At 73.0% G+C, this 26,550-nt stretch carries 25 protein-coding genes and 1 pseudogene; 11 read left to right on the forward strand and 15 right to left on the reverse strand.

Translation table 11 applies throughout. The annotated features are described in order from the left end of the window. Positions 1–125: 125 nt before the first annotated feature. A complete protein-coding gene (locus tag J2X68_RS12420) occupies positions 126–896 on the forward strand; it encodes a hypothetical protein (RefSeq protein WP_310432544.1) in 771 nt (256 codons plus the stop codon). 178 nt (positions 897–1,074) lie between these two features. On the opposite strand, the gene J2X68_RS12425 is transcribed toward J2X68_RS12420, so the two are convergent. Then, a complete protein-coding gene (locus J2X68_RS12425) occupies positions 1,075–1,314 on the reverse strand; it encodes a hypothetical protein (protein WP_310432545.1) in 240 nt (79 codons plus the stop codon). Further along, on the reverse strand, positions 1,302–1,667 hold the full coding sequence (locus tag J2X68_RS12430; protein ID WP_310432546.1) for a nuclear transport factor 2 family protein: 366 nt from the start codon (positions 1,665–1,667) through the stop codon (positions 1,302–1,304). The genes J2X68_RS12425 and J2X68_RS12430 overlap by 13 nt, the downstream gene beginning before the upstream one ends. 171 nt (positions 1,668–1,838) lie before the next feature. Between J2X68_RS12430 and J2X68_RS12435 the strand changes: the two genes are divergently transcribed. Beyond that, on the forward strand, positions 1,839–2,135 hold the full coding sequence (locus J2X68_RS12435; RefSeq protein WP_310432547.1) for a hypothetical protein: 297 nt from the start codon (positions 1,839–1,841) through the stop codon (positions 2,133–2,135). Between the two features lie 67 nt (positions 2,136–2,202). Here the strand turns inward: J2X68_RS12435 and J2X68_RS12440 are convergent, their stop codons facing one another. Next, positions 2,203–3,957, reverse strand: coding sequence for an ABC transporter ATP-binding protein (locus J2X68_RS12440; RefSeq protein WP_310432548.1), 1,755 nt, complete (start codon positions 3,955–3,957; stop codon positions 2,203–2,205). Positions 3,958–4,128: 171 nt separating this feature from the next. Between J2X68_RS12440 and J2X68_RS12445 the strand changes: the two genes are divergently transcribed. The 3 genes from J2X68_RS12445 (at position 4,129) to J2X68_RS12455 (ending at position 6,889) form a co-directional block, all read left to right on the forward strand. Further along, on the forward strand, positions 4,129–5,214 hold the full coding sequence (locus tag J2X68_RS12445) for an S-(hydroxymethyl)mycothiol dehydrogenase (protein WP_310432549.1): 1,086 nt from the start codon (positions 4,129–4,131) through the stop codon (positions 5,212–5,214). Continuing rightward, positions 5,214–5,843: an MBL fold metallo-hydrolase gene (locus J2X68_RS12450; protein WP_310432550.1), complete on the forward strand. Its 630-nt coding sequence runs from the start codon at positions 5,214–5,216 to the stop codon at positions 5,841–5,843. Before J2X68_RS12445 ends, J2X68_RS12450 begins: the two co-directional genes overlap by 1 nt. Positions 5,844–5,974: 131 nt before the next feature. Continuing rightward, positions 5,975–6,889 carry an SDR family oxidoreductase gene (locus J2X68_RS12455; protein ID WP_310432551.1) on the forward strand — a complete coding sequence of 305 codons (915 nt, stop codon included), beginning with the start codon at positions 5,975–5,977 and terminating at the stop codon, positions 6,887–6,889. A gap of 4 nt (positions 6,890–6,893) precedes the next feature. Here J2X68_RS12455 and J2X68_RS12460 read toward each other — a convergent pair whose 3' ends face one another. Together J2X68_RS12460 and J2X68_RS12465 are read right to left on the reverse strand one after the other, a co-directional pair. After that, positions 6,894–7,430 (reverse strand): hypothetical protein, encoded by a 537-nt coding sequence (locus J2X68_RS12460; protein ID WP_310432552.1) that lies wholly within the window; start codon positions 7,428–7,430, stop codon positions 6,894–6,896. A 168-nt stretch (positions 7,431–7,598) separates the two neighbouring features. After that, positions 7,599–8,987 carry a pyridoxal-dependent decarboxylase gene (locus J2X68_RS12465; protein ID WP_310432553.1) on the reverse strand — a complete coding sequence of 463 codons (1,389 nt, stop codon included), beginning with the start codon at positions 8,985–8,987 and terminating at the stop codon, positions 7,599–7,601. Between the two features lie 61 nt (positions 8,988–9,048). Here J2X68_RS12465 and J2X68_RS12470 point away from each other — a divergent pair, with 61 nt between their 5' ends. After that, positions 9,049–10,428, forward strand: coding sequence for a PLP-dependent aminotransferase family protein (locus tag J2X68_RS12470; protein WP_310432554.1), 1,380 nt, complete (start codon positions 9,049–9,051; stop codon positions 10,426–10,428). A gap of 108 nt (positions 10,429–10,536) precedes the next feature. Continuing rightward, positions 10,537–11,232, forward strand: a complete 696-nt coding sequence (locus J2X68_RS12475) for a L,D-transpeptidase family protein (protein WP_310432555.1) — start codon at positions 10,537–10,539, stop codon at positions 11,230–11,232. 46 nt (positions 11,233–11,278) lie between these two features. Here J2X68_RS12475 and J2X68_RS12480 read toward each other — a convergent pair whose 3' ends face one another. From J2X68_RS12480 to J2X68_RS12495, 4 genes are all read right to left on the reverse strand, one after another. Further along, positions 11,279–12,424, reverse strand: coding sequence for a Gfo/Idh/MocA family oxidoreductase (locus tag J2X68_RS12480; RefSeq protein WP_310432787.1), 1,146 nt, complete (start codon positions 12,422–12,424; stop codon positions 11,279–11,281). Between the two features lie 71 nt (positions 12,425–12,495). Next, entirely contained in the window at positions 12,496–13,842 is a 1,347-nt protein-coding gene (locus tag J2X68_RS12485; protein ID WP_310432556.1) for a sugar ABC transporter substrate-binding protein, read from the reverse strand. Positions 13,843–13,853: 11 nt separating this feature from the next. After that, on the reverse strand, positions 13,854–14,792 hold the full coding sequence (locus tag J2X68_RS12490; protein WP_310432557.1) for a carbohydrate ABC transporter permease: 939 nt from the start codon (positions 14,790–14,792) through the stop codon (positions 13,854–13,856). Positions 14,793–14,808: 16 nt separating this feature from the next. Beyond that, positions 14,809–15,774 (reverse strand): sugar ABC transporter permease, encoded by a 966-nt coding sequence (locus J2X68_RS12495; RefSeq protein ID WP_310432558.1) that lies wholly within the window; start codon positions 15,772–15,774, stop codon positions 14,809–14,811. 173 nt (positions 15,775–15,947) lie between these two features. Between J2X68_RS12495 and J2X68_RS12500 the strand changes: the two genes are divergently transcribed. Together J2X68_RS12500 and J2X68_RS12505 are read left to right on the forward strand one after the other, a co-directional pair. Next, positions 15,948–17,108, forward strand: coding sequence for an ROK family transcriptional regulator (locus J2X68_RS12500; RefSeq protein ID WP_310432559.1), 1,161 nt, complete (start codon positions 15,948–15,950; stop codon positions 17,106–17,108). A 111-nt stretch (positions 17,109–17,219) separates the two neighbouring features. Next, positions 17,220–17,390, forward strand: a complete 171-nt coding sequence (locus J2X68_RS12505; RefSeq protein WP_020129024.1) for a hypothetical protein — start codon at positions 17,220–17,222, stop codon at positions 17,388–17,390. Positions 17,391–17,456: 66 nt separating this feature from the next. Here the strand turns inward: J2X68_RS12505 and J2X68_RS12510 are convergent, their stop codons facing one another. The 3 genes and pseudogenes from J2X68_RS12510 to J2X68_RS12520 form a co-directional block, all read right to left on the reverse strand. Beyond that, positions 17,457–18,848: a S1 family peptidase gene (locus tag J2X68_RS12510; RefSeq protein ID WP_310432560.1), complete on the reverse strand. Its 1,392-nt coding sequence runs from the start codon at positions 18,846–18,848 to the stop codon at positions 17,457–17,459. 119 nt (positions 18,849–18,967) lie between these two features. Continuing rightward, positions 18,968–19,164, reverse strand: a pseudogene (locus J2X68_RS12515) (SAM-dependent methyltransferase); the annotation flags it as partial. Between the two features lie 2 nt (positions 19,165–19,166). Beyond that, positions 19,167–20,282 (reverse strand): hypothetical protein, encoded by a 1,116-nt coding sequence (locus J2X68_RS12520; protein ID WP_399039803.1) that lies wholly within the window; start codon positions 20,280–20,282, stop codon positions 19,167–19,169. Between J2X68_RS12520 and J2X68_RS12525 the strand changes: the two genes are divergently transcribed. Then, positions 20,281–21,459, forward strand: coding sequence for an aminotransferase class I/II-fold pyridoxal phosphate-dependent enzyme (locus J2X68_RS12525; RefSeq protein ID WP_310432562.1), 1,179 nt, complete (start codon positions 20,281–20,283; stop codon positions 21,457–21,459). The two genes, J2X68_RS12520 and J2X68_RS12525, sit on opposite strands and share 2 nt — an antisense overlap. Positions 21,460–21,611: 152 nt before the next feature. Beyond that, positions 21,612–21,992, forward strand: coding sequence for a PPOX class F420-dependent oxidoreductase (locus J2X68_RS12530; protein WP_310432563.1), 381 nt, complete (start codon positions 21,612–21,614; stop codon positions 21,990–21,992). A gap of 153 nt (positions 21,993–22,145) precedes the next feature. Here the strand turns inward: J2X68_RS12530 and J2X68_RS12535 are convergent, their stop codons facing one another. From J2X68_RS12535 to J2X68_RS12545, 3 genes are all read right to left on the reverse strand, one after another. Next, positions 22,146–24,932: a hypothetical protein gene (locus tag J2X68_RS12535; protein WP_310432564.1), complete on the reverse strand. Its 2,787-nt coding sequence runs from the start codon at positions 24,930–24,932 to the stop codon at positions 22,146–22,148. A gap of 179 nt (positions 24,933–25,111) precedes the next feature. After that, positions 25,112–25,525, reverse strand: a complete 414-nt coding sequence (locus J2X68_RS12540; protein WP_020129036.1) for a Zn-ribbon domain-containing OB-fold protein — start codon at positions 25,523–25,525, stop codon at positions 25,112–25,114. A 220-nt stretch (positions 25,526–25,745) separates the two neighbouring features. Then, positions 25,746–26,459, reverse strand: coding sequence for a TetR family transcriptional regulator (locus tag J2X68_RS12545; RefSeq protein WP_399039890.1), 714 nt, complete (start codon positions 26,457–26,459; stop codon positions 25,746–25,748). Positions 26,460–26,550 lie beyond the last annotated feature (91 nt).

Here is a 26,550-nt window from a genome sequence, read left to right on the forward strand (position 1 = left end):
CACGGGTCGGACCCCCGCCGCACCTGGTCGGCGGGGACCCGTCGGCCGGTGGAAGGGAACCGGCCGGGCGTTTCCCGTGTCTGTCGACGTGCCGGACCAGTCGACGGGCGGGACCAGGGGGAACCATGTCGGACACCGAAGAGGCCGAGCCGGTCAGGAGCGGGCGCGCGCGCGTCCGACGGGTGGCGTTCCGCCTCGTCATGGCCGCCCTGATCCTGCTGCTCGCCGGACGCACCTACCAGGAGACGGCCGTGGCGCTCGCCCGGCCGGACGGCCTGCGCACCACCGCGGCGAGCGTGACGGAGCTGACCTCGCACACGGTGTCCGGACGCTCGGGCGGCGGACAGGACGGCGGCGACGGGTCCTCGTTCACCCACACCGAGTACACCGTCCGCCTCGACCTCGGCGACGGCCGGAAGACGGCCGACGACGTCGAGGACCAGGTCGGGCACGACCTCTGGGAGGGGAAGCGGGTCACGGTCGGGCTGTGGCACGGCCGGGTCGTGGAGATCGACGGCCGGGACGTGTGGCCCGGCTGGCACTTCGGCGCGCTGGACGTGACGCTGATCGTACTGACGCCCCTGATCACGGCCTATCTGATCTCCCTCGCCGTGTCCGCCGCCGCCCTCCTGGCGGCCGGGACGGGCCGGGTCCGGGCGGGCCGCGACGACCGCTTCGGGCCCTGCGCGCTCGGAACGGCCGTCGCCGTGGCGGCCCTGCTCGGGCTCCTCGTCCACGCGGCCTTCGGGCACGTCCTCCCGTACTGGCCCGCCGTTCCGGTCTGCGCGGGCACGGCGGTGGCACTGCTGCGGCTGACCGCGGTGGTCCGGCGTCTCGGCCGCACCGCCGCCGAGAGCACCCCGGCCGGCACGGAGGACGCGCCGACGCGGGCCTGAGACGGGGTCCCGCCGCGGCCGCTGACGCGGGCCGCCCGTGGTCAGCCCTGCCACCGCGGCCGGCGGCCCGCCGGAGACGCTCCGTTCCCGCCGTTCCGGGCGCCGTCGACGACACTGCGCGCGTCGGCGCCCGCCCCTGTGGACGGGAGCGGCGGCAGGCGGCACGTGCGGCGCCGGCTCACCGCCGCCGGCCGCACCGCGCGCGCACGGCGGGCGGCGCGGGACGACGCGGACGGCCCCGCACCGCTCGCAGCGCCGTCCGCAGCAGCGCGAGGGACATCAGCCGGCCGGCCTCGGACACCGGCGCCGGCAGCGCGGACCGGGTCGCACGCGACCGCCCCCGCCCCGCCCGCACCGAGAAGGTCCAGGTCAGCCGAGAGGTGACCTGGACCCCTGTCTTCCTCCCTACTCGTCCCATGCCTGGATCATGGTCTGCTCGACGATCTTGCCGTCCCGCAACGTGAGCATCGACTCGGCGAGAACACGGACGCCGTCGCTGTACCGGCAGGACTCGCTGAACGCCGCCCGGTCGCCCTGGACGATGCACTCCTCCAGCTTGTGGGTCATGTCCCGGCTGTAGACGTCGTCGAGCATCCGGCCGATCTCGTCCCGGCCGTGCAGCACCATGGGCTGACTCGGCTGGGTGTTGTGGTCGATGACGCGCAGTTCGGCGTCCTCCGCGTAGAGCGACAGCAGTGTCGCCGCGGTCTGTTCCTCTATGCCCCTGCGCAGGGTGTCGGTATCGAAGGCGGAGCCTGCCACGGTTCCCATGTCGACCTCCTCCGAGGGCCGCGGCCGAGGGGAGATCGGGCCGCCCGACCCTCACCTTCGAGGCTCCTCCGGCGCGCCGGGCTCGGCAAGCGCAGTCCGGTCTCTCCGCCTGTCGGGTGAGCGCCGCCGACCACCCGTGTCCGCGAGGGCGCCGGTGGCGTTGCTGTAGGCATGATCTCCACTCGACGCATCGCCGCAATCGCCGCACTCGCCGCCGGGGTCACGGGCCTCGCGGCGCCGCTGGCGAACGCGGCCGAAGCCCCGGACACCGGCCGGATCAACCCGATGACCGCGCTGGACTCGCTCGCCACGAGCCAGATCCCCGCGGAGCACCGGGCCGACCTCCCGCCGGTCTCCCGCCAGCTCGCCGAGCTCAACAAGGTCAGCGAGCTCGAGAAGCTCAACGAGCTGCACCAGGTCACCGACCTCGTGGCCCCCGTCACCGGGCTGCTGCCCGCGATCGGCTGAGCGCCCCGCCCTTCCCCGCGGGGGCCGTCCGGACGACCGGGCGGCCCCCACCCGCGTCCGGCCCCGTTCAGTCGACGGTCGCCAGGAACTGCGTGGCCGCCAGCTCCGCGTAGAGCGGGTCGCCCGCCACCAGCTCCCGGTGCGTCCCCACCGCGCGGACCCGGCCGGCGTCCATGACGACGATCCGGTCGGCCATCGTGACCGTGGACAGCCGGTGCGCGACGACGAGAACGGTGGTCGTCCGGGCCACGTCGGCGACGGTGTCGCGCAGCGCCGCCTCGTTCACCGCGTCCAGCTGCGAGGTGGCCTCGTCCAGGAGCAGGAGCCGCGGGCGGCGCAGCAGCGCGCGGGCGATCGCCACCCGCTGCCGCTCGCCGCCGGACAGCTTCGTCCCGCGGTGCCCGACCAGGGTGTCCAGCCCCTGCGGCAGCCGCTCGACCAGGTCGCCCAGACGGGTCGTCCTCACCACGCCCCGCACGGCGTCGTCGTCGGCCGACGGGTTCCCCAGCAGGAGGTTGTCGCGCAACGAGCCCGACAGCACCGGGGCGTCCTGCTCGACGTAGCCGATGGACGAGCGCAGCCGGGCCAGGTCCCAGTCCGCGAGGTCGCGCCCGTCGAGGGCGATCGTGCCGGACCCGGGGTCGTAGAACCGCTCGATGAGCGAGAACACCGTGGTCTTCCCCGCGCCCGAAGGGCCGACGAACGCGGTCATGCCCCGGGCCGGGACGGTGAAGGTCACCCCGTGGTGCACGTACGGCAGATCGTCGGCGTACCGGAACCGGACGTCGGTGAAGTCCAGCGCGGCCGGTTCGGCCGCGGGCGGGGGCAGCGGCTCGGGCCGGGAGGCGGGCTCGGCGGGCATCCGCAGGGCCTCCTGGATGCGGCTCAGGGCCGCCGAGCCCGTCTGGTACTGGGTGATCGCGCCGACGACCTGCTGGATCGGCGACATCAGATAGAAGACGTACAGCAGGAACGCCACCAGCGTGCCGATCCCTATGGCGCCCGTCGCGACCCGCGCCCCGCCCACGGCGAGGACGGTGATGAAGGCCGTCTGCATCGCCAGGCCGGCCGTGTTGCCCGCGGCCGCCGACCACTTGGCGGCCCGCACGCTCTGCCGCCACGACTCCTCGGCCGCCGCGTGCAGCGTCTCCTCCTCACGGTGCTCGGCGCCCGACGCCTTCACCGTGCGCAGCGCGCCGAGCACCCGCTCCAGCGAGGCGCCCATCACGCCGACGGCGTCCTGCGCCCGGCGGCTCGCCCGGTTGATCCGCGGCACGATCACGCCCAGGACCGTGCCCGCGCAGACGATCACGGCCAGCGTGACCCCCAGCAGCACCGGGTCCACCAGGCCCATCATCACGACCGTGGCCGCCAGCGTGAGCCCGCCGGTGCCGAGGCCCACCAGCGAGTCGGTGGTGACCTCGCGCAGCAGCGTGGTGTCGGAGGTGATGCGGGCCATGAGATCGCCGGGCTCGCTCCGGTCGACGGCCGTGATCCGCAGCCGCAGCAGATACGAGGACAGCGCCCGCCGTGCGCCGAGCACCACCGACTCCGCGGTGCGCCGCAGCACGAACGAACCCAGCGCGCCCACCGCCGAGTTGGCGAGGACCAGTGCCGTCAGCGCGAGCAACGCGCCCGATATCGAACGGTCGTGGCCCAGATCCTCGATCAACTGACGTGCCACCAGGGGCAGCAGCAGCCCGGTCGCGCCGGTGACCAGCGACAGCGCGGCGCCCGCCAGCAGGGACCATCGGTGGGGCCGTACGTAGTCGAGCAACAGCCGCCACGGCGGTCGGCCGCCGGCGCTCTCTGCGATGGTCACGGGGCTCCTCGGGAGGTCGGTTCGCGGGCCTCAGGCTACGTCGGCCGCCCGCGGCGCGGCCGGGAAGGGCGTGTTCAGAGGGTGCGTCGGCCCCGCCGCCCGTGCCCTTACCGATCCGTCACGCGTAGGGTCGGCAGCGGGACGGATACCGCCGACGAAAGGGGCAGCACCATGCCGCAGGAAGTGCGCGCAGTGATCGCGCCGGGCAAGAACGAGCCGGTACGGGTGGAGACGATCGTGATCCCCGACCCCGGTCCCGGCGAGGCCGTGGTGCAGGTGCAGGCCTGCGGGGTCTGCCACACCGACCTGCACTACAAGCAGGGCGGGATCAACGACGAGTTCCCCTTCCTGCTCGGCCATGAGGCGGCGGGCGTGGTGGAGTCGGTCGGCGAGGGCGTCACCGACGTCGCTCCCGGCGACTTCGTCATCCTGAACTGGCGGGCGGTGTGCGGGCAGTGCCGGGCGTGTCTGCGCGGCAGGCCCTGGTACTGCTTCGACACCCACAACGCGAAGCAGCGGATGACCCTGACCGACGGCACCGAGCTGTCCCCGGCGCTGGGCATCGGGGCGTTCGCCGAGAAGACGCTGGTGGCGGCCGGGCAGTGCACCAAGGTCGACGCGTCGGTGTCGGCCGCGGTGGCGGGGCTGCTGGGCTGCGGGGTGATGGCGGGTATCGGCGCGGCCATCAACACCGGCAACGTGGGCCGCGGCGACACGGTCGCGGTGATCGGCTGCGGCGGCGTCGGCGACGCGGCGATCGCGGGGTCGAACCTGGCCGGCGCGGCGAAGATCATCGCCGTCGACATCGACGACCGCAAGCTCGCGACCGCCCGGAAGATGGGCGCCACGCACACGGTCAACTCCAAGGAGGCCGACCCCGTCGAGGCGATCCGCGAGCTGACCGGCGGCTTCGGCGCGGACGTGGTGATCGAGGCCGTCGGCCGTCCGGAGACCTACAAGCAGGCCTTCTACGGCCGCGACCTGGCCGGCACGGTCGTCCTGGTCGGCGTCCCCACGCCGGAGATGAAGCTCGAACTGCCCCTGCTGGACGTGTTCGGGCGCGGCGGGTCGCTGAAGTCGTCCTGGTACGGCGACTGTCTGCCCTCCCGTGACTTCCCGATGCTGATCGACCTGCATCTGCAAGGCCGCCTGGATCTGGAGGCGTTCGTGACCGAGACCATCCGGCTCGACGAGGTGGAGCAGGCGTTCGAGCGCATGCACCACGGAGACGTCCTGCGCTCGGTGGTGGTGCTGTGATGACCGCGCGCATCGAACGCCTGGTCACCTCGGGCCAGTTCAGCCTCGACGGCGGCACCTGGGACGTCGACAACAACGTGTGGATCGTCGGCGACGACCACGAGGCGATCGTCATCGACGCCGCGCACGACGCCGACGCCATCCTGGCCGCGGTGGGCGAGCGCCGGCTGACGGCCATCGTGTGCACCCACGCCCACAACGACCACATCTCCGCCGCGCCGGCCCTCGCCGACGCGACCGGCGCGACGATCTGGCTGCACCCCGACGACCTTCCGCTGTGGAAGCTCACCCACCCGGACCGCGAGCCCGACGCCCATCTGGCCGACGGCCAGGTCATCGAGGCCGCGGGCGCCGACCTGACCGTCCTGCACACTCCGGGGCACGCCCCCGGCGCGGTCTGCCTGCACGACCCCGGCCTCGGGGTGCTCTTCACCGGAGACACCCTGTTCCAGGGCGGACCGGGCGCCACCGGCCGCTCCTGGTCCCACTTCCCGACGATCATCACCTCCATCAAGGACCGGCTGCTCGCCCTGCCGCCCGAGACGAAGGTGCTGACGGGCCACGGCGACGCGACGACCATCGGCGCCGAGGCGCCGCACCTTCAGGAGTGGATCGACCGGGGGCACTGACCGCCGACCGCGCCCGACCGGGTGACCCGGCCGTCGAAAGACGACAGGAGGTGTCCGGCTTCCGCGGGATCCTCGGGGACGCCATCGATCCTCGATGACGACACCGACGGAACACACGCAGGAGGTCGGACATGTCCGGTCCGCTGGAAGGCAAGGTCGCCCTGGTCGCCGGGGCGACACGGGGCGCGGGACGCGGCATCGCCGTGGAACTGGGGGCGGCCGGCGCCACCGTCTACGTGACGGGACGCACCACCCGCGCCCGGCGCTCCGAGAGCGACCGCCCCGAGACGATCGAGGACACCGCCGACCTGGTCACCGAGGCCGGCGGCCACGGCATCGCCGTGCCCACCGACCACCTCGACCCGGACCGGGTCCGCGCCCTCGTCGACCGGATCGCGGACGAGCGGGGCCGCCTCGACGTCCTCGTGAACGACATCTGGGGCGCAGAGCACCTCTTCGCCTGGGACACCCCGGTCTGGGAGCACGACCTGGACGACGGGCTCCGGCTGCTCCGGCTCGCCGTCGAGACCCACGCGATCACCAGCCATCACGCCCTGCCGCTGCTGCTGCGCAGGCCCGGCGGACTGGTCGTCGAGATGACCGACGGCACCACCGAGTACAACCGTGACACCTATCGTGTGAACTTCTTCTACGACCTCGCCAAGTCGTCCGTCCTGCGCATGGCCTTCGCCCTCGGCCACGAACTCGGGCCGCGCGGCGCCACCGCCGTCGCGCTCACCCCCGGCTGGCTGCGGTCGGAGCAGATGCTGGAGAACTTCGGCGTGCGCGAGGACAACTGGCGGGACGCCCTGGACCGTGTCCCCCACTTCGCCATCTCGGAGACGCCCCGTTACGTCGGCCGGGCGGTCGCCGCGCTGGCCGCCGACCCCGACGTGGCCCGCTTCAACGGGCGGTCCCTGTCCAGCGGGGGCCTCGCCCCGGTGTACGGCTTCACCGACCTCGACGGCAGCCGCCCGGACGCCTGGCGCTACATGGTCGAGGTGCAGGACCCCGGGAAGGCGGCGGACACCACCGGCTACCGCTGAGGACTCAGGCGTCGGGGAGCGGACCGGTCGCCCAGCGCGCCGGGTGCCCCGGCGGCAGGGCGAGATCCTCGCGCACGGCCGCGTAGTAGCCCTCGCGGCCGGCCCGCTGCCGCTCCAGCAGCGCCTGCCAGGCCTGCGGGTCGTGCGTCCCCTCGCGCATGAACCGTTCCATCTCCATCACCGTGGTCACCCACACCCGCGCCCGCTCCACCACCTCCCGGCTGCCCAGCATGAGGAGCGCCTCTCCGGCCGGGTCGCGTCCGTCGGTCGCCTCCGCGAGCAGCGGCTCGGCCTGGGCGGGGGACAGGGGGTGCGGGTGCGGGTCGTTGCCGAGGTGGGAGGCGACGCGGTAGGTCAGGTTCACCGACTTCTTCAGGGCCCGCGCGTAGTCGCCGTACACGCTCAGCCGCCGCTCCTCCCACCGGGCAGCCGTCTCGCGCCGGAACCTGGCTCCGTCGCTGCGCACGATCGCCAGGTACGAGCCGAGGGCGCCGACGACGACACCGAGCAGAGCGGGGAGTTGCTGCAGGAAGGCGGACATCTCCGCACGGTCTCCGTCCTGTTGACGCGGTCGGGGCGCTTGACGGCCCGTGCAGATCCTTTCATCTGACCGCCCGGAGGGCGTCGGGCGGCGGGCGGCCGTGCAGGCCCGCCGCGAACGTCCCTACCGGCGGAACGCGGTGACGAGACCGGCGGAACGCGGTGACGATCAGCCGGAGAGCGCGGCGCCGAGCGCCTTGAGCACCCGCTCCCCGTCCGCCCGCGAGGTGCGCCAGTTGCTGAACGCCGCCCGCAGCGCCGGCACCCCGCCGTACACCGTCGGCGTCAGGAACGCCTCCCCGGACGCGGCCACCGCGTCCGCGAGCGCGCCGACCCGCGCCTGCGTCGGATCGTCGGCGAGGGTGAAGCAGACGACGTTGAGCCGTACCGGGGCCAGCAGCCGCAGCCCGTCCAGCGCGGCGACCCCGGCGCCGAGCCGGGCCGCGAGGTCCACGTTCCGCTCGACGATCTCGCGGTGCCCGTCCCGCCCGTAGGCCACCAGCGAGAACCAGGCCGGCAGCGCCCGCAGCCGCCGCGAGTTCTCCGGCGTGAGATGGACGAAGTCGGGCTCCCCGGTGGGCGGTCCGAGATACGGCGAGGCGTTGTGGAAGACCCGCACCTGGAGGTCACGGCGGCGGGTGAACTGCACCGCCGCGTCGTAGGGCACGTTGAGCCACTTGTGCAGGTCCACGCAGACCGAGTCGGCCGCGTCGAGCCCGTCGACCAGGTGCGCGTACGCGGGGGAGAGGGCGGCGAAGCCGCCGAACGCGGCGTCCACGTGCAGCCAGAAGCCGTACCGCTCCTTCAGCGCCGCGATCGCCCGCAGATCGTCGAAGTCGACGGTGTTGACGGTGCCCGCGTTGGCCACGACGATCGCCGGCCGCCCGTCGAGCGCGGCCAGCGCCGTCTCGAGCGCGTCGACGTCGACCGCCTCCCGGCCGTCGAGCACGGGCACCGGCCGCAGCCGGTCCCGGCCGACGCCGAGCACCGAGAGCGCCTTGGCGACGCTGGAGTGCGGGCTGCCCGACAGCACCTCCACCGGCCCCAGGGCGGCCGCGCCCTCCCGGGACACGTCCACGCCCAGCCGCTCGCCCAGCCACTCACGGGCGACGGCGAGACCGACGGTCGTGGAGACCGTCGCGCCCGTCACGAACGCCCCGCTGTGTTCCTCGCCCAGCCCGAACAGCTCACGCAGCCAGGCCACCGTCTCCCGCTCCAGCGCCGCCGCCCACGAGCCGCCCGCCCCGGAGACGTTCTGGTCGTACGCGGCGGTCAGCCAGTCCCCGGCGACCGACGCCGGCGTCGCGCCGCCGGTGACGAAACCGAGGTAGCGCGGCCCGGCCGAGCCGGAGAAGCCGGGCGCCCAGTGCTCGGCGAACCGCGCCAGCGCGCCCGCGGCCCCGGCGCCCTCACCGGGAAGGGCCGTCCGGCCGGGCGCACGGTCGAGGCGGACCACCGGCCGCTCCGCCAGGCCGCTCACCTCGCGGACGGCGAAGTCTCGGGCGGACTGGAGAAGGGCGGGAAGCCGGGAGAGGTCGTCGGCGAGCGTGCGATGCATACCGGGAGCCTAGGACGGGGGCGCCGGGCGACGACTGGTCCACCTGAGGGAAACTGGACCGATGCACGATGGTTTCGTCGCCGCCCTCGGAGCCTGGCGCGAGCGCCCGGGACCGCTGGCCCGCTCCCTCGCCGACGCCGTGCGCGAGGCGGTGGTCGACGGCAGACTTCCGACCGGCGCCCGGCTGCCCTCCGAACGCGACCTCGCCCGCGCCCTGCCGCTCAGCCGCGGCACCGTCGTCGCCGCCCTCGCCCTGCTGAGGGACGAGGGCTGGCTGCGCACCCGGCACGGCAGCGGCAGCACCGTCCGGCTGCCCGGCCGCCTCACCGAACGCACCGCGCCCTGGTCCCAGGACCACGGCGGAGCGGGCGACGCCGCACTCGACCTCACCCTGGCGGTCACCGCGGCCCCGCACGACGCCTACCTCGCCGCGCTGGCCCGCGCCGCCGAGCGCGCCGCGACCCTCCTGGTCGACGCGGGAGTCGCCGGCCCGGGGCTGCCCCGCCTGCGCGCACTCCTCGCCGACCGCTACACCGACGCCGGCCTGCCCACCCGCCCGGAACAGATCCTCGTCACCTCCGGCGCCCAGTCCGCGCTCACCCTGCTCCTCGACCAGCTGCACACCGACCGCCGCCGCCCGGTCGCGGTCGAGAGCCCCACCTACCCCGGAGCCCTGGCCGTGCTGCGCCGCCGCCGCGCCCGGCTGCTGGCGCTGCCCGTCTCGGCGCGGGACGGCTGGGACACCGACCGTCTCGAGGACGCCGCACGCACCCGTGGCGCCCGGCTCGCCTACCTGACACCGGACTTCCACAACCCCACCGGCGCCCACATGACCGAGGCGACGCGGGCGCGGGTCGCCCGGCTCCCGCTGACCGTCATCGCCGACGAGACGATGCGCGACCTCGACCTGCGCACCCCGCCCGGCGCCGAGCCGCACCTCGCGGGACCCGGCGTGATCCAGATCGGCTCGGCCGCCAAGACCGTGTGGAGCGGCCTGCGCATCGGCTGGATCCGCGCGACCGCCGACCTCGTACACGGCCTGCGGGCCAACCCCCTCCAGGCCCAGCTGTCCCCGCCGCCCCTGGAACAGCTCATCGCCTGCGAGCTGTTCGCCGACGGCAGCGGCCTCGCCGACGTGCTCGCCGACCGCCGGGCCCGGCTGCGCGCCCAGCGCGACCACCTGGCACGACTGCTCGACGGGACCGGCTGGACGTACGAGCTCCCGCCCGGCGGACTGACCCTGTGGCTGCACCTGGGGACGGCCACCAGGGCCGCCGACCTCGCGGCCCGGGCCGCCTCCCGCGGACTCGCCGTGCCCCCCGGCCCGCACTTCGCCGCGGACGGGACGACCCTCGTCCACCACCTGCGACTGCCGTTCACGGCGACCCCGCGGACCCTCGACCGGGCGGTGGGGCTGCTGCGCGGGTGCCTGGCGCGCTGACCGGAAGTTCACCGTTTGGTCACAGCGCGCACCGGCCTACAACCGAAGCCCCCGCAGAGCTGTCTAGGAAGGAGAGATCGCCACTGATGTGCCAGGGAGAGGGCAGCCATGGGGGACATACGCAGACGAGGGGCCGTCGTGCTCGGGCTCACCGGCCTGGTCGCGCCGTTGACGCTGGTGCTCGGTACGGCGCCGGCCCAGGCCGCCAGTTGTACGACGCAGGCCGGGCCGTACCAGAAGCAGGTCGAGAAGTTCCTCGGCCGGCCCGTCGACGGCAAGCAGTCGACCACCGACTGCAAGGCCATCCGGGCCTTCCAGACCAAGCACGGCATCACCCCGAACATCGGCTACGCCGGGCCCGTCACCTGGGGCGTGATGGACCTCATGAACAAGCAGAAGGCGGTCGGCAACAAGCCCAACAAGGCCGGCAAGTGCCCGACCAACAAGGGCCGCATCGCCTGCGTGAACCTCACCCTGCAGATCAGCTGGATCCAGGACGGCAGCAAGCTCGTCTACGGGCCCGTCCCGGTCCGTACCGGCCGTAACGGGTACGAGACCCGCACCGGCCTGAAGAAGATCTACTGGCGCAACATCGACCACGTGTCGACCATCTACAACGTGCCGATGCCCTACAGCCAGTTCTTCGACGGCGGCCAGGCCTTCCACTCGGTCGGCGTCAGCATGTGGAACCCGCCGGGCTCCCACGGCTGCGTCAACATGACCACGACGACCGCCAAGAAGTACTGGTCGCTGCTGAAGAACGGCGACGACGTCTTCGTGTACGGCCGCAAGCCGGGCACCTGAGCGCCCGGGCAGCCGAAGTGGCGCGGACGCCCGGCCGGTCCGGGCGTCACGCCCCGGGCGCGTCCCCGAAGTCCGGGATCTCCAGTCTGACGCCGCCCTGCCGCGCGGACTCGTGCGCGATGATGCCCGGCAGGGTGTAGCGGGCCGCGACCCAGGCGTTGACGGACGGCAGGGTACGCGCGCCGACGGCGGTCACGAAGTCGTCCACCAGGAAGTGGTGGCTGCCCTCGTGGCCGTTGTGCAGTTCGTCGAACTCCCGCGGCAGCCGCGCCCGGTCGTGCACCGGCGCCGAACCCGAGGTGAAGGCGGCCCGCAGCTCGGGTGCGACGTGCCGCAGCGACGGGTCGTCGGGGGACAGGGTGGGCTTGGGTTCGAGCAGCTCGCTGATGTCCTTCACCCCGTTCTTGTCCTGCCACAGCGCCACCGTCGCGAGCTGCTCCATGCTCGCCTCGGTGCCGAAGAAGCGGAAACGGGACTCGCGGATGTGGGACGGGTAGCCCACGCGCCGGAACTCGTTGGTGCGGAACGAGCCGCCGCCCGCCACCTCGAACAGCGCGGTGGCGTTGGAGAAGTCGTTGTCGAACCGGCTGATCTCCTTGTCGAAGACGCCGTCGTCCCGCCCGTCCACGACACCGATCGCCGACACGCTCACCGCGTGCGTTTCCCAGGCGCCCAGGACACCGCCCACCGAGTGCGTCGGGTACAGCAGCGGGGGATAGCTGGCGGTCGCCTTCCAGTGCTCGCCGCCGCTGTACCGGTACGCCTCGTAGAAGCCGAGGTCCATGTCGTGGACGTAGTCGCCCTCGGCGTAGAAGAGCCGCCCGAAGGCGCCCTCCGCGATCTGGTTGCGGGCGTGCACGGTCGCCGGGTTGTACTGGCTGGTCTCGCCCATCATGTACGTCAGCCCGGTCGCCCTGACGGCGTCGATGATCGCCGCGATCTCCTCGGTGGTGATCGCCATGGGGACGGCGGAGTACACGTGTTTGCCCGCCTCCAGACCCTGGAGGACCAGCGGGCCGTGCGTCCAGCGCTGGGTGAAGACGGCGACCGCGTCGACGGCCCCGGACGCCAGCATCGCCTCGTAGGAGGGGAACGTCCCGGTCAGGCCCACGTCTGCCGCGAGCCGCTCGGCGCGCTCGGGCAGCAGATCGGTGACATGGACGTCACCGACGCCGGGGTGGGCCAGGAACAGCTTGGCGAACTAGCCCGAGAACTGTCCGGCACCGACGATGCCGAGGGAGAACGTCATGGGTGGCGTGCCCTTCACTGGTCGAGGATCAGGTTGATCTGGCTGTTGGTCCGGTCGAGACCGCTCACGGACGCGCCGTTGGCGAAGATGTCCTGCATGGCGGGGTGCATGAGGGCGTACACGTCGGCCGCGTAATCGGTGATCGGGTAGGAGAAGGTGGTGAAGCCCTCCTTGTCGGCGACCGGTTCGGTGAACGCGCCGACGTCGATGCCCTTCTTCTCGTAGGCGGCCACCGCGGCCTTCGTGCCGCCGGGCGTAGCCGGGAAGACGATCCCGTAGCTCCCCACCGTCCGCTGGCACTCGTCCGAGGCCAGGTACGCGACCCACTTCTCGGCGCCCGCCTTGTTGCGGGCGTTCCTGGTGACCGAGTCGGCGAGTCCGTTCATCATCGTGGCGCGTTTGCCGGACGGGCCGGCGGGTGTGACGGCGGTGCCGATGTCCAGGCCCTTGAAGCCGTCGTACGACGAGATCATCCACGCGCCGTCGAAGGCGGCGGCCGCCTTGCCCGCGGCCACCTGGGTGTTGGCCTGGTTGGACTGGGAGTTGTAGTCGCTGAAGGGCGCCATGTAGCCCTTCTCCGCCAGGCCGAAGTACCACGCGACGACCGACTGGAAGGTCTTGCTGTCGTACCGGTACTTCGTGCCCCACCGCTCGCGGTCGGTGTAGGTCCAGCCCGCGGAGGCGGTGAAGGTGCTCCACTGGGTCTGGCCGTCGCCGTCCCCGCCGCCGTTGGTGGCGAGGCCGTACACCTTGACGTCGTTCTTGTCGAAGCCGGGCTCGTCGCCCCGCCTGCCCTCGCCGTCCACGGTGAGGTGCGCGACGGCCTTCTCGAACGTGCCGCCGTCCTCGGGGTTCCAGGACAGGTCGTTCAGCTGCCCTGCGGTGAGACCCGCCTCCCTCGCCAGCTCGCGGTTGTAGAACAGGGCGACGGTGTCCCAGTCCTTCGGGGCGCCGTAGCGCCGGCCGTCCCGGCCCCTCCAGTTGGCGCCGAGCCCCGGCTGGTAATCGGCGTCCTCGATGCCGAGGTCGTCGAGCGGTTCCAGCACCTCCAGGTCGGCGAACTGGCCGAACTTCTGGATGTGGTCGGTGAACACGTCCGGCTCGGTGCCCGCGATGAAGCTCGCGGTGAGCTTGGTCCAGTAGTCGTCCCACCCCAACTGGGTTATTTTCACGGTGAGTCCGGGGTGCTGCTGCTCGAAGTCCTTCGCGCACGCCTCGTAGGCGGGCTGCTGGTTGGCGTCCCACAGCCAGTACGTCACCGTGTTCGCCGACGTCCCGGCACCCTCCTGGGCGCAGCCGCTCACCAGGGACAGCCCGAGCGCCCCGGCCAGGGCCGTCACCGTACGCATCCGTGTCCGCATGTCCGTGCCCCTCACTTGATCCCGGTGAAGCCGATGGTGCTGACGATGCGGCGGGCGAAGAACCCGAAGAGCACGAGCATGGGCAGCGCCGCGATGAGCGTCGCCGCCATGAGGCCGGACCAGTCGGTGCCGGTCTGCGGGGTCTGCGCCCGGAAGACGGCCAGCGCCACGGTGAGCACCCGCGAGCCGTCGCTGTAGGACACCATCAGCGGCCAGAAGTAGTCGTTCCAGGAGGTGATGTACGTCAGCACGGCCAGAGTCAGTACCGGCGTGGACGCCATCGGCAGCAGCACCCGGAAGAAGATCCGCACCTTCCCCGCGCCGTCGAGCAGGGCCGCTTCCTCGACCTCCCGCGGCACGTTCATGAAGAACTGGCGCAGGAAGAAGACCGCGAACGGCGTCATGAACATCGTCGGCAGCGCGATGCCCAACAGGGAGTCCACCAGGCCGAGTTCTTTGATGAGCACGAAGTTCGGCAGCAGGGTGAAGACGGGCGGCACCATCAGACCGGCCAGGAAGAGGGCGAACACCTGGTCCCGGCCGCGCCAGCGCAGGCGGGCGAAGGCGTACGCGGCCATGGCGGAGAAGAAGATCTGGCAGACGGTGACGAGGGTCGAGACGACCACCGAGTTGAGCAGATAGCGCCAGAACCGCAGCCCGCCGCCCGCCCCGCCCTGCGCGATCGCCTCCTCGGTGGACTGCAGGCCGAGCGCCCGTTCGAAGCCGCCCGCGGTCGGATCGACGGGCAGCGGATCGCCCGGGCTCGCGGCCAGCCCGGAGTTGGTGGACAGCGCGGTGCGCAGGATCCAGTAGAACGGCAGCAGGGTGACGAGCACGATCACGGCCAGCGCCACCCAGGCCACGATCCGCCCGGGGGCGGGGCGGCGCCTGACGGGCCGTACGCGTGTCGCCTTCGGTGCGGGCGCCGTCGGGACGGTCGCAGCGGTCATGGTCGACTCCTTCCGCTCAGCCGAGGTCGGTCTGTCCGGCTCGGGTGAGCCGGTACTGGACGAAGGTGATCGCGCTGAGCACGACGAGCAGGGCCACCGACATCGCGGAGGCGTAGCCGAACTGGAAGCGGCCGAAGGCGGCGCCGTAGATGTAGTACTGGAGCACGTTGGTGGCGTCCGCCGGGCCGCCCCTGGTCGTCACGGCGACGGTGTCGAACACCTGGAACGACCCGATCACCGTCATGATCAGCACGACCGCGAGGACCGGGCGCAGCAGCGGCAGGGTGACGCGCCGGAACATCCGCCACTCGCTCGCGCCGTCCACCTTCGCGGCCTCGTACATCTCGCTCGGGATGGCCTGCAGTCCGGCGAACAGCAGCAGCGCGGTGTAGCCGACGTGCCGCCACACGTTGATCAGGGCGATCGTGGGGATCGCCCAGGTCCCGTCCGCCAGGAACGGGATGCGGTCGAAGCCGAGCGCCGCGACGATCTCGTTGCCGACGCCGAGCTGGGTGTCCAGGATCCAGAGCCAGACGATGCCGGCGACGACGTTGGACATCAGGTACGGCGTGAGCACGATCCCGCGCAGCAGCGCCGACTGCGTCAGCCGCTGGAGCAGCACCGCGATCGCCAGCGCCGAGACCGTCTGCACCCCGATGTTGATGACCACGTACACGACCGTGACCCTGAGGGAGCTCCAGAAGACCGGGTCGTGCGCCATGCGCACGTAGTTGTCGAAGCCCACCCGTTCCGCGGGCGTGAGCAGGTTGAAGCGGGTGAAGCTCAGGTAGATCCCGCGCAGGGTGGGCCAGAGCAGGAAGACCACGAACCCGAGCAGGGCCGGGGCGATGAACACCGCGGCGAGCCGTCCGTCACCCCGGTTCCCGCCCGCACCCGGTCGCCGGTCCGGCCCCGGTCGGGGTACCGGCCGCCCGACGCCCGGCGGCAGGCGCGACGGAGGGCTGCTGGAGGCGATGGTCATCGGAGACTCCCTTGTCCGCGGCGGCTCGTCCTCGGGCACTTACTTTCGTGTCGGAAGAATCAAGCCGTCAAGGGCTGGGGAGAGCATCTTTTCCGGCCGGGCCGCGCGCAGTAGGGTGGGCTTGATACTTCCGAGGCAAAATAAATCAGCGAGTGTGTGGGAGTCTGCCCCTCATGACCACAGGTACCGCCAGTTGGCTGCCGCTGAGCCCGGGGGAGCGCTCGGTCGCCATCGAGGTCCTCGTCCACGGCCCGCTCTCGCGCACCGACCTCGCGCGGCGGCTCAACCTCTCCGCGGGCAGCCTGACCCGGCTGACCAAACCGCTGATCGAGTCGGGACTGCTGGTCGAGGCGCCCGACGGGGGCCTCGGCGCGGAGGCGCGGCAGGGGCGTCCCTCGCAGCCGCTCGACGTGGTCGCCCAGTCCCGCTCCTTCATCGGTTTCAAGATCACCGGTGACATGGTGTACGGCGTCGTCACCACCCTGCGCAGTGACATCGTGGCCCGTCACGACCGCCCGCTCGCCACGCACGACCCCGCGGAGGTCGTCGCAGTGCTGGGCGAGATGACCGACGAACTGGCCCGCGCCCACCCCGGTCTCGCCGGTATCGGCATCGGGGTGGGCGGGCGCGTCGAGGACCGCGCGAGCGTCGGGGAGTCGCCCTTCCTGGGGTGGCGGGACATTCCGCTGGCCGCACTTGTGGAGGAGCGCACCGGGCTGCCCGTCGTCCTGGAGAACGACGTCGCCGCCCTGGTGGAGGCCGAGACCTGGTTCGGCGCGGGACGCGGCCTCGACCGGTTCGTGGTCCTCACCATCGGCGCGGGCTTCGGCTACGGCCTGGTCCTCTCGGGCCGGCGGGTGCCCTGCGTCGAGGAGGACGGCGGCTTCGGACGGCACCTCATCATCGACCCCAGCGGCCCGCTCACCCCCGACGGGGAGCGCGGCAGCGCCGTCTCACTGCTGACCATCCCCAGCATCCGCTACCAGGTCCAGGCCGCCACCGGCCGTGAGCACACCTACGAGGAGGTGCTCGCCCGGGCGGCGGCCGGGGAGCCCATGGCCGCCCGGGTCGTCGACGAGGCCGCCCGGGCGCTGGGCACCCTGATCGCGCAGATCGCCCACTTCGTGATGCCGCAGAAGATCCTGCTCGCCGGTGAGGGGGTCGGTCTGATGGACGTCGGCGGGGCGACCGTGGAGGCGGCCGTCCGCGCCCGCCGGCATCCGCTGGCCGCGCCGGTGGTCCTGGAGACCAAGGTCTCGGACTTCCACGACTGGGCGCGCGGCGCCGCCGTGCTGGCCATCCAGGTGCTGGTCCTCGGGGCCGCGGAGGGATGAATACCGGTCAGGGGGTTGACAGATGGACGTGATCAGTAACACGTCCGTTTTGTCCGATTCGTTCGTGATGACTCACGCGGTCTTCACTTCTGAAGCCGTAAGCTTCACGGCATGTCCACCACTGTTGAATCCCTCTCCGAGCGATCGGCCGCGGAGGTCAACGAGGAGATCCGGGCCCTGTGGCTCCGGTCGGGCGGGACACTGAGCGTCGAGCAGCGTGCGGAATACCAGCGGCTCGTCCTGGAGTGGGCCGCCGCTCCGTCCTCCGTCGAAGCGGCCTGACGACCACCCGGCCGCGGGCCGCCCGCAAGCGGCGCCCCGCACCGGGCACCTCCCCCAGAAGAACCATCACCCCCACGTCGCCGAGTAGTACCGCTGATACGCCTTGCGGTCCTGCTCGGCGCGGATGTACCGGGTCGCGACGAGAGCGACCATGCTGCCCGCGATGACCAGCAGACCGGGTCCGATGTTCCTCGGATCGGTGAGCCGCGCGGCGAGCGTCTCACTCACTCCGGTCTGCGTCACGGGCGTGGTCGTGCCCGGCGACGCCACGCCGGGGGAGAGCCCCGCCTGGGTGGAGGAGGCGGACGGCGCGGGATCGGCCGACGCCGTGGACGCGCCGGCGTTGTCCGAGGGGGCGGCCACGATCAGCTGGACGCCGAGCTGCGCCAGCGCGCTGTTCACCGGCTGGAAGAACGTCGTCCCCCCGGTGGTGCAGTCGCCGCTGCCGCCCGAGGTGACACCGAGAGCGATGCCGTCCGAGAACATCGGACCGCCGCTGTCTCCCGGTTCGGCGCAGACGCTCGTCTCGATGAGCCCGCTGACCGTGCCCTCCGGGTAGTTCACCGTCGCGTCGAGACCGGTCACCTCGCCGTCGCGCAGCCCGCTGGTGCTGCCGCTGCGGAAGACCCGCTGACCGACCGCCGCGTCGCCGGTGCCGGTGATCCGCACCCCGTTGCCGTTGCCGATGGCCACCACGTCGGCGCCCGCGCCGGCCTTGCCGCTCGCGTACTGCACCAGGGAGAAGTCGGCGCCGGGGAAGTTCGAGTTCACCGTCCGGCCGACCTGCTGCTTGGCCTGATTGTCCGCGAACCAGGTGGACCCGGTGGGCCCGCAGTGCCCGGCGGTGAGGATGAAGTCGTTCGTCCCGTTGGTCACGTTGAAGCCCGCCGAACAGCGCCCGCCGGTCGACAGGATCGGCTGCGCGCCGTTGACCCGGGTCGTGAACTCGCCGGTCGTGCGCTCCATGCGGACGAAGCTGCCGATGCCGCCCGCCGTCTCCGACAGCCGCGACCAGTCGCCGGCCGAGACCGTGCTGTCGGCCTGTACGACGACCTGGTTGGTCCGGTAGTCCATCACCCAGGCCGTGCCGGGCACCTTGGGCGCCGAACGCAGCGTGGCCGTGGCCGACCTGAGCTCGTTCATGCTGTGCGAGACGACCTTGGCCTCGGCGCCCGCCGCCCGGACCGTGTCGGCCGTCTCCTCGTCGGTGACGGCGACCACCGGACGTCCGTCGGCGCCGAGCCAGGTGCCCGCCGTACGCGAGGTGCCGAGCTTCTCGACGAGGGCCGCCCCCGGGTTCGTGGTGACGGACTCCGCCGCGCTGCGCGGCGTCCCGGCCGTGCCGCCCGGCTCGCTCGCCATGGCCGCCTGCGTGACCATGGCCCCTCCCAGGAGGAGTCCGCCGACGGCCGCCAGCCGTGTCACTCGCCGGACGGTCCGTCGTCGTACATGCCTCATGTCTTGGCTCCCGAAACCCCGAACGCACGGCCTCAACACCGCGGGGCGCTCCGGTCGTTGAGTGCCCTCACCTCCATACGTGCGAGGGCCCCGCAGCGTTCAGTCCGGAGATGATCACCTCAGGGCTGGCGCGCCACCCGGCCGGACATCGCGACCTCGTCCGGCGCGCCCCCGCCCCCCGACCGCCACCGGGGCGCCGGCGCGCGCACGACACCACGCCCGGCTCCAGCAGCTCCAGGCCGCCGAGGAAGCGGGCCACGTCCTCCGGCGTGCGCTGGGTGAGCCGGGGCGTGCCGTGCTCGCTCCGGAACGCGACGGTCACGGGCCGGCTCCTGGACGGAAGAAGGGGAGCGGGAGGCACCGACCGGTAATCCGGACCGGTGAGTCGAGCCGCGCGGACCGTCCGCCCGATTCCGTCGTGGGGCCGAGCCGCGCCCAGCTGCGCTCGTCGCCCCACACGGCCGCCGCGCCGGTGTAGGGACGCAGCAGCGCGGTCAGCGCCGGGTCGCCGCGGCCGTTGAGTTCGTCGGAGGCGATCCGGCGGGCGATACCGGCCAGGAAGTCGGCGAGCTGCACCCGCGGGTCGAGCCGCGAGACGACGAGCCGGAAGCCGGCCAGACGGATGCCCCGCACCCGGGCCGCGCCCTCGATCCAGGCGATCCGCTCGGGGGTGAGCATGTTCTGCCGGTCGTGCGCGAGCCGGACCGGACGCCCGCCGGCGCTCCAGTGGTCGGCCGTGTGCAGGATCGAGGGCAGCAGCGGATTGAGGACCGGGGTCAGCACGAACGGCCCGTCCTGGATGCCGGCCCGGTAGGCGAGCGCGCGGGAGCGTTCCTCCGCGAGCCGCGCGAGGATGTCGGCCGCCGCTGTCCCCGGATACCGCTGCCGCAGTTCTCCGACCGTGCGGAAGAAGTGCTCGACGGGCGCGTCCGGTTCACCGTCGTGGCGCACCCACAGCAACTGGTTGGCCGCCTCCAGGAATCGCCGCCATTCCGCCCCGGTGAAGGTCCGCCGCCCGTGCCGGAACAGCGACACGGCCGCCCCGGGGTCGCCGAGCAGCAGGTCGGCGGCCCGGTCCACGACGAAGAAGGACTTCTCGACGAGGTGCACGTGGGCGTGCCCGTACAACGGACCCGAGGCCGACAGCAGCCATTCCAGAACCGCCCGGTGTTTCTCCCGGAGCAGATGGTTGGCCTTGTACTCCTCGGCGGGAGACCGGATCCGGTTCCGGATCTCCTGTACCTGTCCGGCGGCGGAGTCGGCCGACAGCAGCACACTCGCGTGGGCGAACACGTCCGTGTTCCCGCCGGTGAGGTTCTCGCCGTCCGACCCCGACTCGTCGCAGGCGATCTCCGGGATGCCGCCGGCGTCCGCCACAGCTGTCCCGTTCACGTGATCCCAGGTCACACCACAGCCCCCTATCTTGTGCCCCATGACCAGCATCCCGCACGAGACGCCCGGTGCACCGAACCCTTTACAGGCCCTCACGCTCGACCGGCTCCGACGCCGTACGAGCATGAAGTGGCGTACCCATCCCGCGGACGTCCTTCCGCTGTGGGTCGCGGAGATGGACGTGCCCCTCGCCGAACCGGTGGTCGGCGCGGTGGCGCAGGCGCTGGCGCTCGGTGACACCGGCTACCCGGCGGGCACCGCCTATGCCGAGGCACTGGCCCTGTACGCCGCGAAGCGGTGGGCCTGGGACGGGCTCGCGGTCGAGCGGACGGCGATCGTGCCCGATGTGATGCTGGGCGTCGTCGAGATGCTCAAGCTGGTCACGGGGCCCGGTGATGCGGTGGTCGTCAACCCGCCGGTGTATCCGCCGTTCTTCCAGTTCGCCGAGCACATGGACCGGCGGATCGCCGAGGCGCCCCTCGGCGCGGACGGCCGGCTCGACCTCGCCGTGCTGGAAGAGGCGTACCGGCGCGAGGTGTCCGGCGGTCGCCGTGCCGCGCACCTGCTGTGCAGCCCGCACAACCCGACCGGCACCGTGCACACCGCACGGGAACTGGCCGCCGTGGCCGCGCTGGCCGAGCGGTACGGCGTCCGGGTGGTCGCCGACGAGATCCACGCGCCGCTGACCGCTCCCGGCGTCGACTTCGTGCCCTACCTCGCCGTCCCCGGCGCGGAGAACGGCCTGTCGCTGATGTCGGCCTCCAAGGGGTGGAATCTGGCCGGGCTCAAGGCGGCGCTGGCCGTCGCGGGCCCCGGAGCGGCGGCCGACCTGGCCCTGCTGCCCGAGGAGGTGTCCCACGGACCGAGTCACGTCGGCGTACTGGCGCACACCGCCGCCCTGCTGGAGGGCACGGGGTGGCTGGACGCGCTGCTGGCCGGCCTCGACGACAACCGGCGTCTGCTCGCGGCCCTGCTGGCCGAGCACCTGCCCGGCGTCGGATACCGGCCCGGGGAGGCGACCTATCTGGCCTGGCTCGACTGCCGGGCGCTCGGCCTCGGGGACGATCCGGCCGCGGTCTTCCTGGAGAGGGGGCGGGTCGCCCTCAGCCGCGGGCTCGATTTCGGCACGGGCGGGGCCGGGCACGTCCGTCTGAACATCGCCACCTCGCGGGAGATCCTCACCGAGGGCGTGCGGCGGATGGCGGCCGCCCTCCGCTGAGCCGCCCGGCCCTCCGTCGGACCGGGCGCCCCGCGCGAGTTCCTCCGCGGGGCGGCCGGTCCGCGAGCACCCGCCTCGCGGGCGGCCGGATCACGGGACGACGAGCCGCGGCCGCCGAGAGGGTGCGGTGTACGGATGCCTAGACTGCGTGAATGGCTGAGAACGCACTGGACCGGCTGTCGGCGGGCAAGTACCTGCTGATCACCAGCTACCGCAAGAACGGAACCGGGGTCGCCACCCCCGTGTGGGTGGTGCGGGACGGCGACACGCTCGGGGTCTGGACGGTCACGGACTCCTGGAAAGTGAAGCGGATCCGGGCCCGGGGCGATGTCCTCGTGGGCCCGTGCGACGCCCGCGGCAACCCCACCGGGGAGCAGATCCCGGCCACCGCCGAGATCTGCGACGCGCGCACGACCGCCCGCTACCGGACCCTGCTCGCCCGCAAGTACGGCCTCGTGGGCCGCCTCACCCTGCTCGGCAGCCGACTGCGCAGGGGCCCGGAGGGAACCGTCGGGATACGCGTCACGCTGTAGCCGGGAGCCGGGAGCCGGGAGCCGGGAGCCGGGAAGCGGGAAGCGGGAAGCGGGAAGCGGGAGGCGGGAGGGGCGGGAAGCGGAGAAGGGCGTGGAGCCGCGCGAGGGCCCGGACCGTGCGGTCCGGGCCCCGCTCCCGCTCTCGCGGGTGTGCTACGGCGCGTCCACGACCGTTCCCGTCAGCACCGGCCGGTCCGGCAGCGGCGCGGCGTCGTCGTCGGTCAGCGCGAGGCGCATCGACTCGGCCGGCTCGGCCACCTGGTCCTTCACCACGGGCACGGTGAAGTCGGCGCCGGTGGTCCCGGCCGGGATGTTCAGCCAGACCCACAGGTTCGCGTCCGACAGCGGACGCTCCGGGTCGGGCACGTCACCGGAGTGGTCGAGCAGCCACTGCGGGTCCACGTCCTTGGTGGACAGCTCGGCGCCCCCGGTGACCGGCAGCACCCGGACCGGCTGCCAGAAGTCCACGTCGGCGGTCTCGGAGAGGGTGATCCGCCAGCTCAGCGACTCGCCCTCGGTCACCCGGTCGGCGACCGGAGTCAGGGTCACCTCCGGCGCGGGGTCGTCGTTCCGCACCGTCACGCCGCCCCGGTAGGAGCCGACGACCGCGCCGCGCACGGCTTTCACGAGGAGGTCCCGACTCACGTCGTAGCCGAAGCGGGTGTCGCCCTTCACCTCGATCGGCACGTCGATCGGGGTCCTGCCGGCCCGGACCGTGACCAGCTTCTCCGTCGCCTCCCGGGTCTCCGGGTCGACGACGTAGAAGCGGACCCGGCCGCTGCCGTGCCCGGACACCTGGACCGGGACGTGGTAGGTGCGGGTCCCGGAGTCGCCCTCCGCGACCGTGAGCCGGCCGATGTCGACCCGCGGCAGCGCCGCCGCCCTGACCGCGGGCGTGCCCGGGGCCCAGCCCCAGGCGTCCATGAACCAGGCCTGCCCGGATCCCGAACGCGGAGTCAGGACAAGGGACTTGACGTGCCCGAGGTCGAGGCCCGCGCGGGTGGCGGCGGTCAGCGGGACCCGCAGTTCGCGGGCCCAGTACGAGGCGGTGCGGCCGGAGCCCGGCAGGCCGTCGACCGTGACCCGGCCGAGCGTGGCACGGCGGCCCGCCGCGTCGGTCACGGCGACGTCCAGCTGTGTGCCGGTCGTGTTCGGCGGCACGAAGACCCGCAGGGCCAGGTTCGCGGCGCCGGCGAGGGAGACGGGGGCGAGCGAGGCGATCCGCGTCGGTGTGCCCGGCGCGGACCACTTCAGCGCGACCGCGCTCTTGGCGGAGTCCTTCTCCAGATCCCACCAGCCGAAGTGCGGGGACATGCCCGTCGCGTCGGCGTCCAGGCACGCCCTGGCCGGGTCGGGGTCCGCCCAGCACACCCGGCCGCCGGTGACCTCGACGCCGCCGTCGGGCACGAAGCCGCCCGTGCGGCGGGCGCCGACCGCGTGCGTCAGGACGCGGGCCGGGTCGGCGGACGGCGCGCGCCTGCCGGTGCCGTCGAGCAGCGGGCGCACCCGGTCGTCCCCGGCGACGAACAGCCGGGCCGCGGCCGCGATGTAGGTCGCGCCGGCCCGGTGCTGCTGGTCGGCGGTCAACCGGGTGGGGGCGCCGGTGGAGCAGACCGGGTCGGGCTGCGGGGCGTCCGGGTCCTCCCCGAAGTCGTCGAAGGAGGGCGCCACGGCCTTGCCCGGCGTCCACTCGGTGTTGAAGAAGTTGTGGTTGGCGCCCACCACGTAGACCGCGCTGTGCAGGGCCGTGCCCTTGCCGATGCCGCGCGTCCCGTCGAGGTACGTCTCGCCCTCGAGGTCGGCGACGTCGCCGTCGCAGCCGGGCAGGACGGTCGCGGAGGGGACGTCGGCGACCGGATTCTGGCCGAAGATCGTCGGTCCCACGAGAACGGTCCCGCGGATCTTCCAGCGGACCGGGCCCCGGTAGCCGTCCTGCGCGGCGGGCGGCGGGTACAGGCTGTCCAGGGCGGCGCGGTTGACGCCCTCGCCGCCGCGCGAGTGGCCGACGAGCAGGACGCGGGAGAGGTCCGCCTTCGTCGCGGCGGGCACCGACGCCGGGGCGCGGTCCGGATGGGCGGCCCAGTCGGCCCACGCGGCGAGGTGCCGGCGCACCAGCGAGGAGCGCGCCTGCGCACCGCCGTCCTCGGCCTCGCCGTCCTGGCCGTTGACGCCGTTCGCGGAGACCGACACCGTGACATAGCCCTGCGAGGCCAGGAGTTGCTGGTCCTGGAGATAGCCCCGGTAGCTCGGGACCGGCTTCAGGCCGGCCGGGCAGGGCCAGGAGATGTCGAGGTCGTCGCTGCCCGGGCGGTAGCAGGTGGTGTGTCTGCCGTGCAGGAACAGCGCGAGGGGCCGCTTGCCGGCGGCCCCCTTCGGCGCCACCACGACCGCCTGCATCTCCACCGGCCGGTCGAAGCCCGGCACCTTCACGGGGGCGAGGCCGTACTCGCCGCTGACCGTGCGGTACGGGCCCGGCCTGCCCGGGTCGACGGAGTTGGCCGGAGCCGGGGCGGGCAGCCGGGCCGGGGGTGGCCCGGCGGGGCGTGCACGGCGTTCCCGGTGGCCGGAGTCGGCGGCGGCGTCCAGCCGGCGTCCGCCGGCCAGCACCCGGAGGTCCGTCAGGGGGGCGCCGCCGACGCCGTCGAGGGAGAGCCGGAAGGTGCGACCGTCCTTCTCCGCCCTCGGTACGCCGAGCAGCCGCTCGCCCGAGCGGAACTCCACGCGGGCGTCGCCGGGGGGCACGGGCGTGGGCGACCGCCATTCCAGCGCGCGGGCGGCGCCCTCCCCGCCGACCTGCCATCCCGGGGGCAGCGCGCTGTCGGCCGCGCCGGCCGACGGTCTGGTCTCTGCGGGCTGTCGGGCTTGTGCCAGTCCCGGTGTTCCCGCCAGGGCCGCGAGCGCGGCCAGGGCGGTGACACCTATTCGCCGGGCACGGATCAAGGTCCACTCCTCAACACTCGGAGCGCGGGGGCCCCGTCCGTATCGGGAGCCCCTCGCGCCCCGGAGGAAGCGAAAGCACCTCTGTGGGTTGCCTGTGTCCGGCGATCACGTCGTCCGAGCGCAAAGAACCGGACAGCGGGCATCCCGCTGTCCGGACTCGGCCCGCCGACGCGGAAGTTCTAGTGCCAGGCCCGGTACGGCTCGTCGAGGAGTTGGAAGACCGGCTCACCGCGCACCGGGTCCTTCACGGTGGACAGCCGCACGCGGTCGCCGCTGTGGATGCCGATGAGCGGGCCCATGACCCGGCCGCGCACGACGAAACCCTCGGCCATCTCCACCAGGGACACATTGCGGGCGGCGGGGGTGTTGCGGTTCACCACCGTGGCGTGGCGGACCGTACCGGCGCCCTCGCTGCGCTCCGTGCGCAGGTCGCTGCCCTGGCACACCGGGCACAGCAGCCGGTGGTACATCGCGGTGCCGCACCAGGTGCAGCGCTGGAAGAGGATGGTGTCGCCGTCGGTGCTCGCGCGGTCGAGGACGCCCGCCGCGGAGCCGGCGGCCTGCTGAACGGCGTTTCCTGAGTAGTGGTACACGCGGGTCAACTCCCTGCACTCGGCCGGAATCCACGTGCCCGGCTCACCCGTGCACGCACGTGCCCGGTCAGCCGTGCCGCCGTGCACGCCCACAGAGTATGGCACTCAGTGCCACGCGTAAAGGTACTGCGTACCCACAATCTCGCGGGGGTCCGGCGGGGGTCCGGCGGTGATACGGAGGGGGTCCCCGGGGCGCTCCCGACGGGGTCGGCGGCGGAGTTCAGTCGCGTCCGAGCGCCGACTCGAACTCCTGCACCACCCGCCACAGCGGCGCCCCGCGCCGGCAGACCACGACGACGACGTCCTCCGGCAGTGCGTCGGCGGGCGGGGCCGGGAGCGCCGGGAACACGGGGCGGGCCCCGGGCGCCGGGGCTGCCGGGGCCGTGCCGAACGCCGACTGCACGTATCCCAGCGCGTGGTCCACGGTCGCGCTCGCGTCGCCCTGTCCGTCCGAACGCAGCCAGGAGCGCAGCGCGTTGTTGTGGGCGGCGACCACGGCCGCCGCGATCACGTCCGCGTGCAGGGTGCCGTCGGGGCGGCCGGCGAAGCGGCCCCGCAGGTACTCGGCGAGGGCGCGTTCGTAGCGCCAGACGACGGACAGCTCGTACGCCCGCAGCCCGGGCACCTGCTTGGTGAGCCGGTAGCGCTGGACGGAGAAGGAGGGGTTCTCGGCGTACATCAGCAGGACGAGCCGGGCCGCGTCGCAGACGCGTCGCACCGGCTCGTGCTCCTCGCCGCTCGCGGCCAGGAAGGCCGTCATGTCGGCGAGGCACCGCTCGTGGTCGGGGAAGACCACGTCCTCCTTGGAGGGGAAGTAGCGGAAGAAGGACCGCCGGCCGACACCCGCCAGGGCAACGATGTCGTCGACCGTGGTCTGCTCGTAGCCCCGCTCCAGGAACAGCCGGAAGGCCGCCGCGACCAGGGCGTCCCGCATGGGCGGTTTGGCCTCCGCCTTGTGAGTGGCGCTCATGGACGCGAACGTAACACCTGAGCGACACCGATGGCACTCAGTTCCCTCCGCGGGG

The sequence above is a fragment of the Streptomyces sp. 3330 genome (genome assembly GCF_031456635.1).
Taxonomy (GTDB): domain Bacteria; phylum Actinomycetota; class Actinomycetes; order Streptomycetales; family Streptomycetaceae; genus Streptomyces.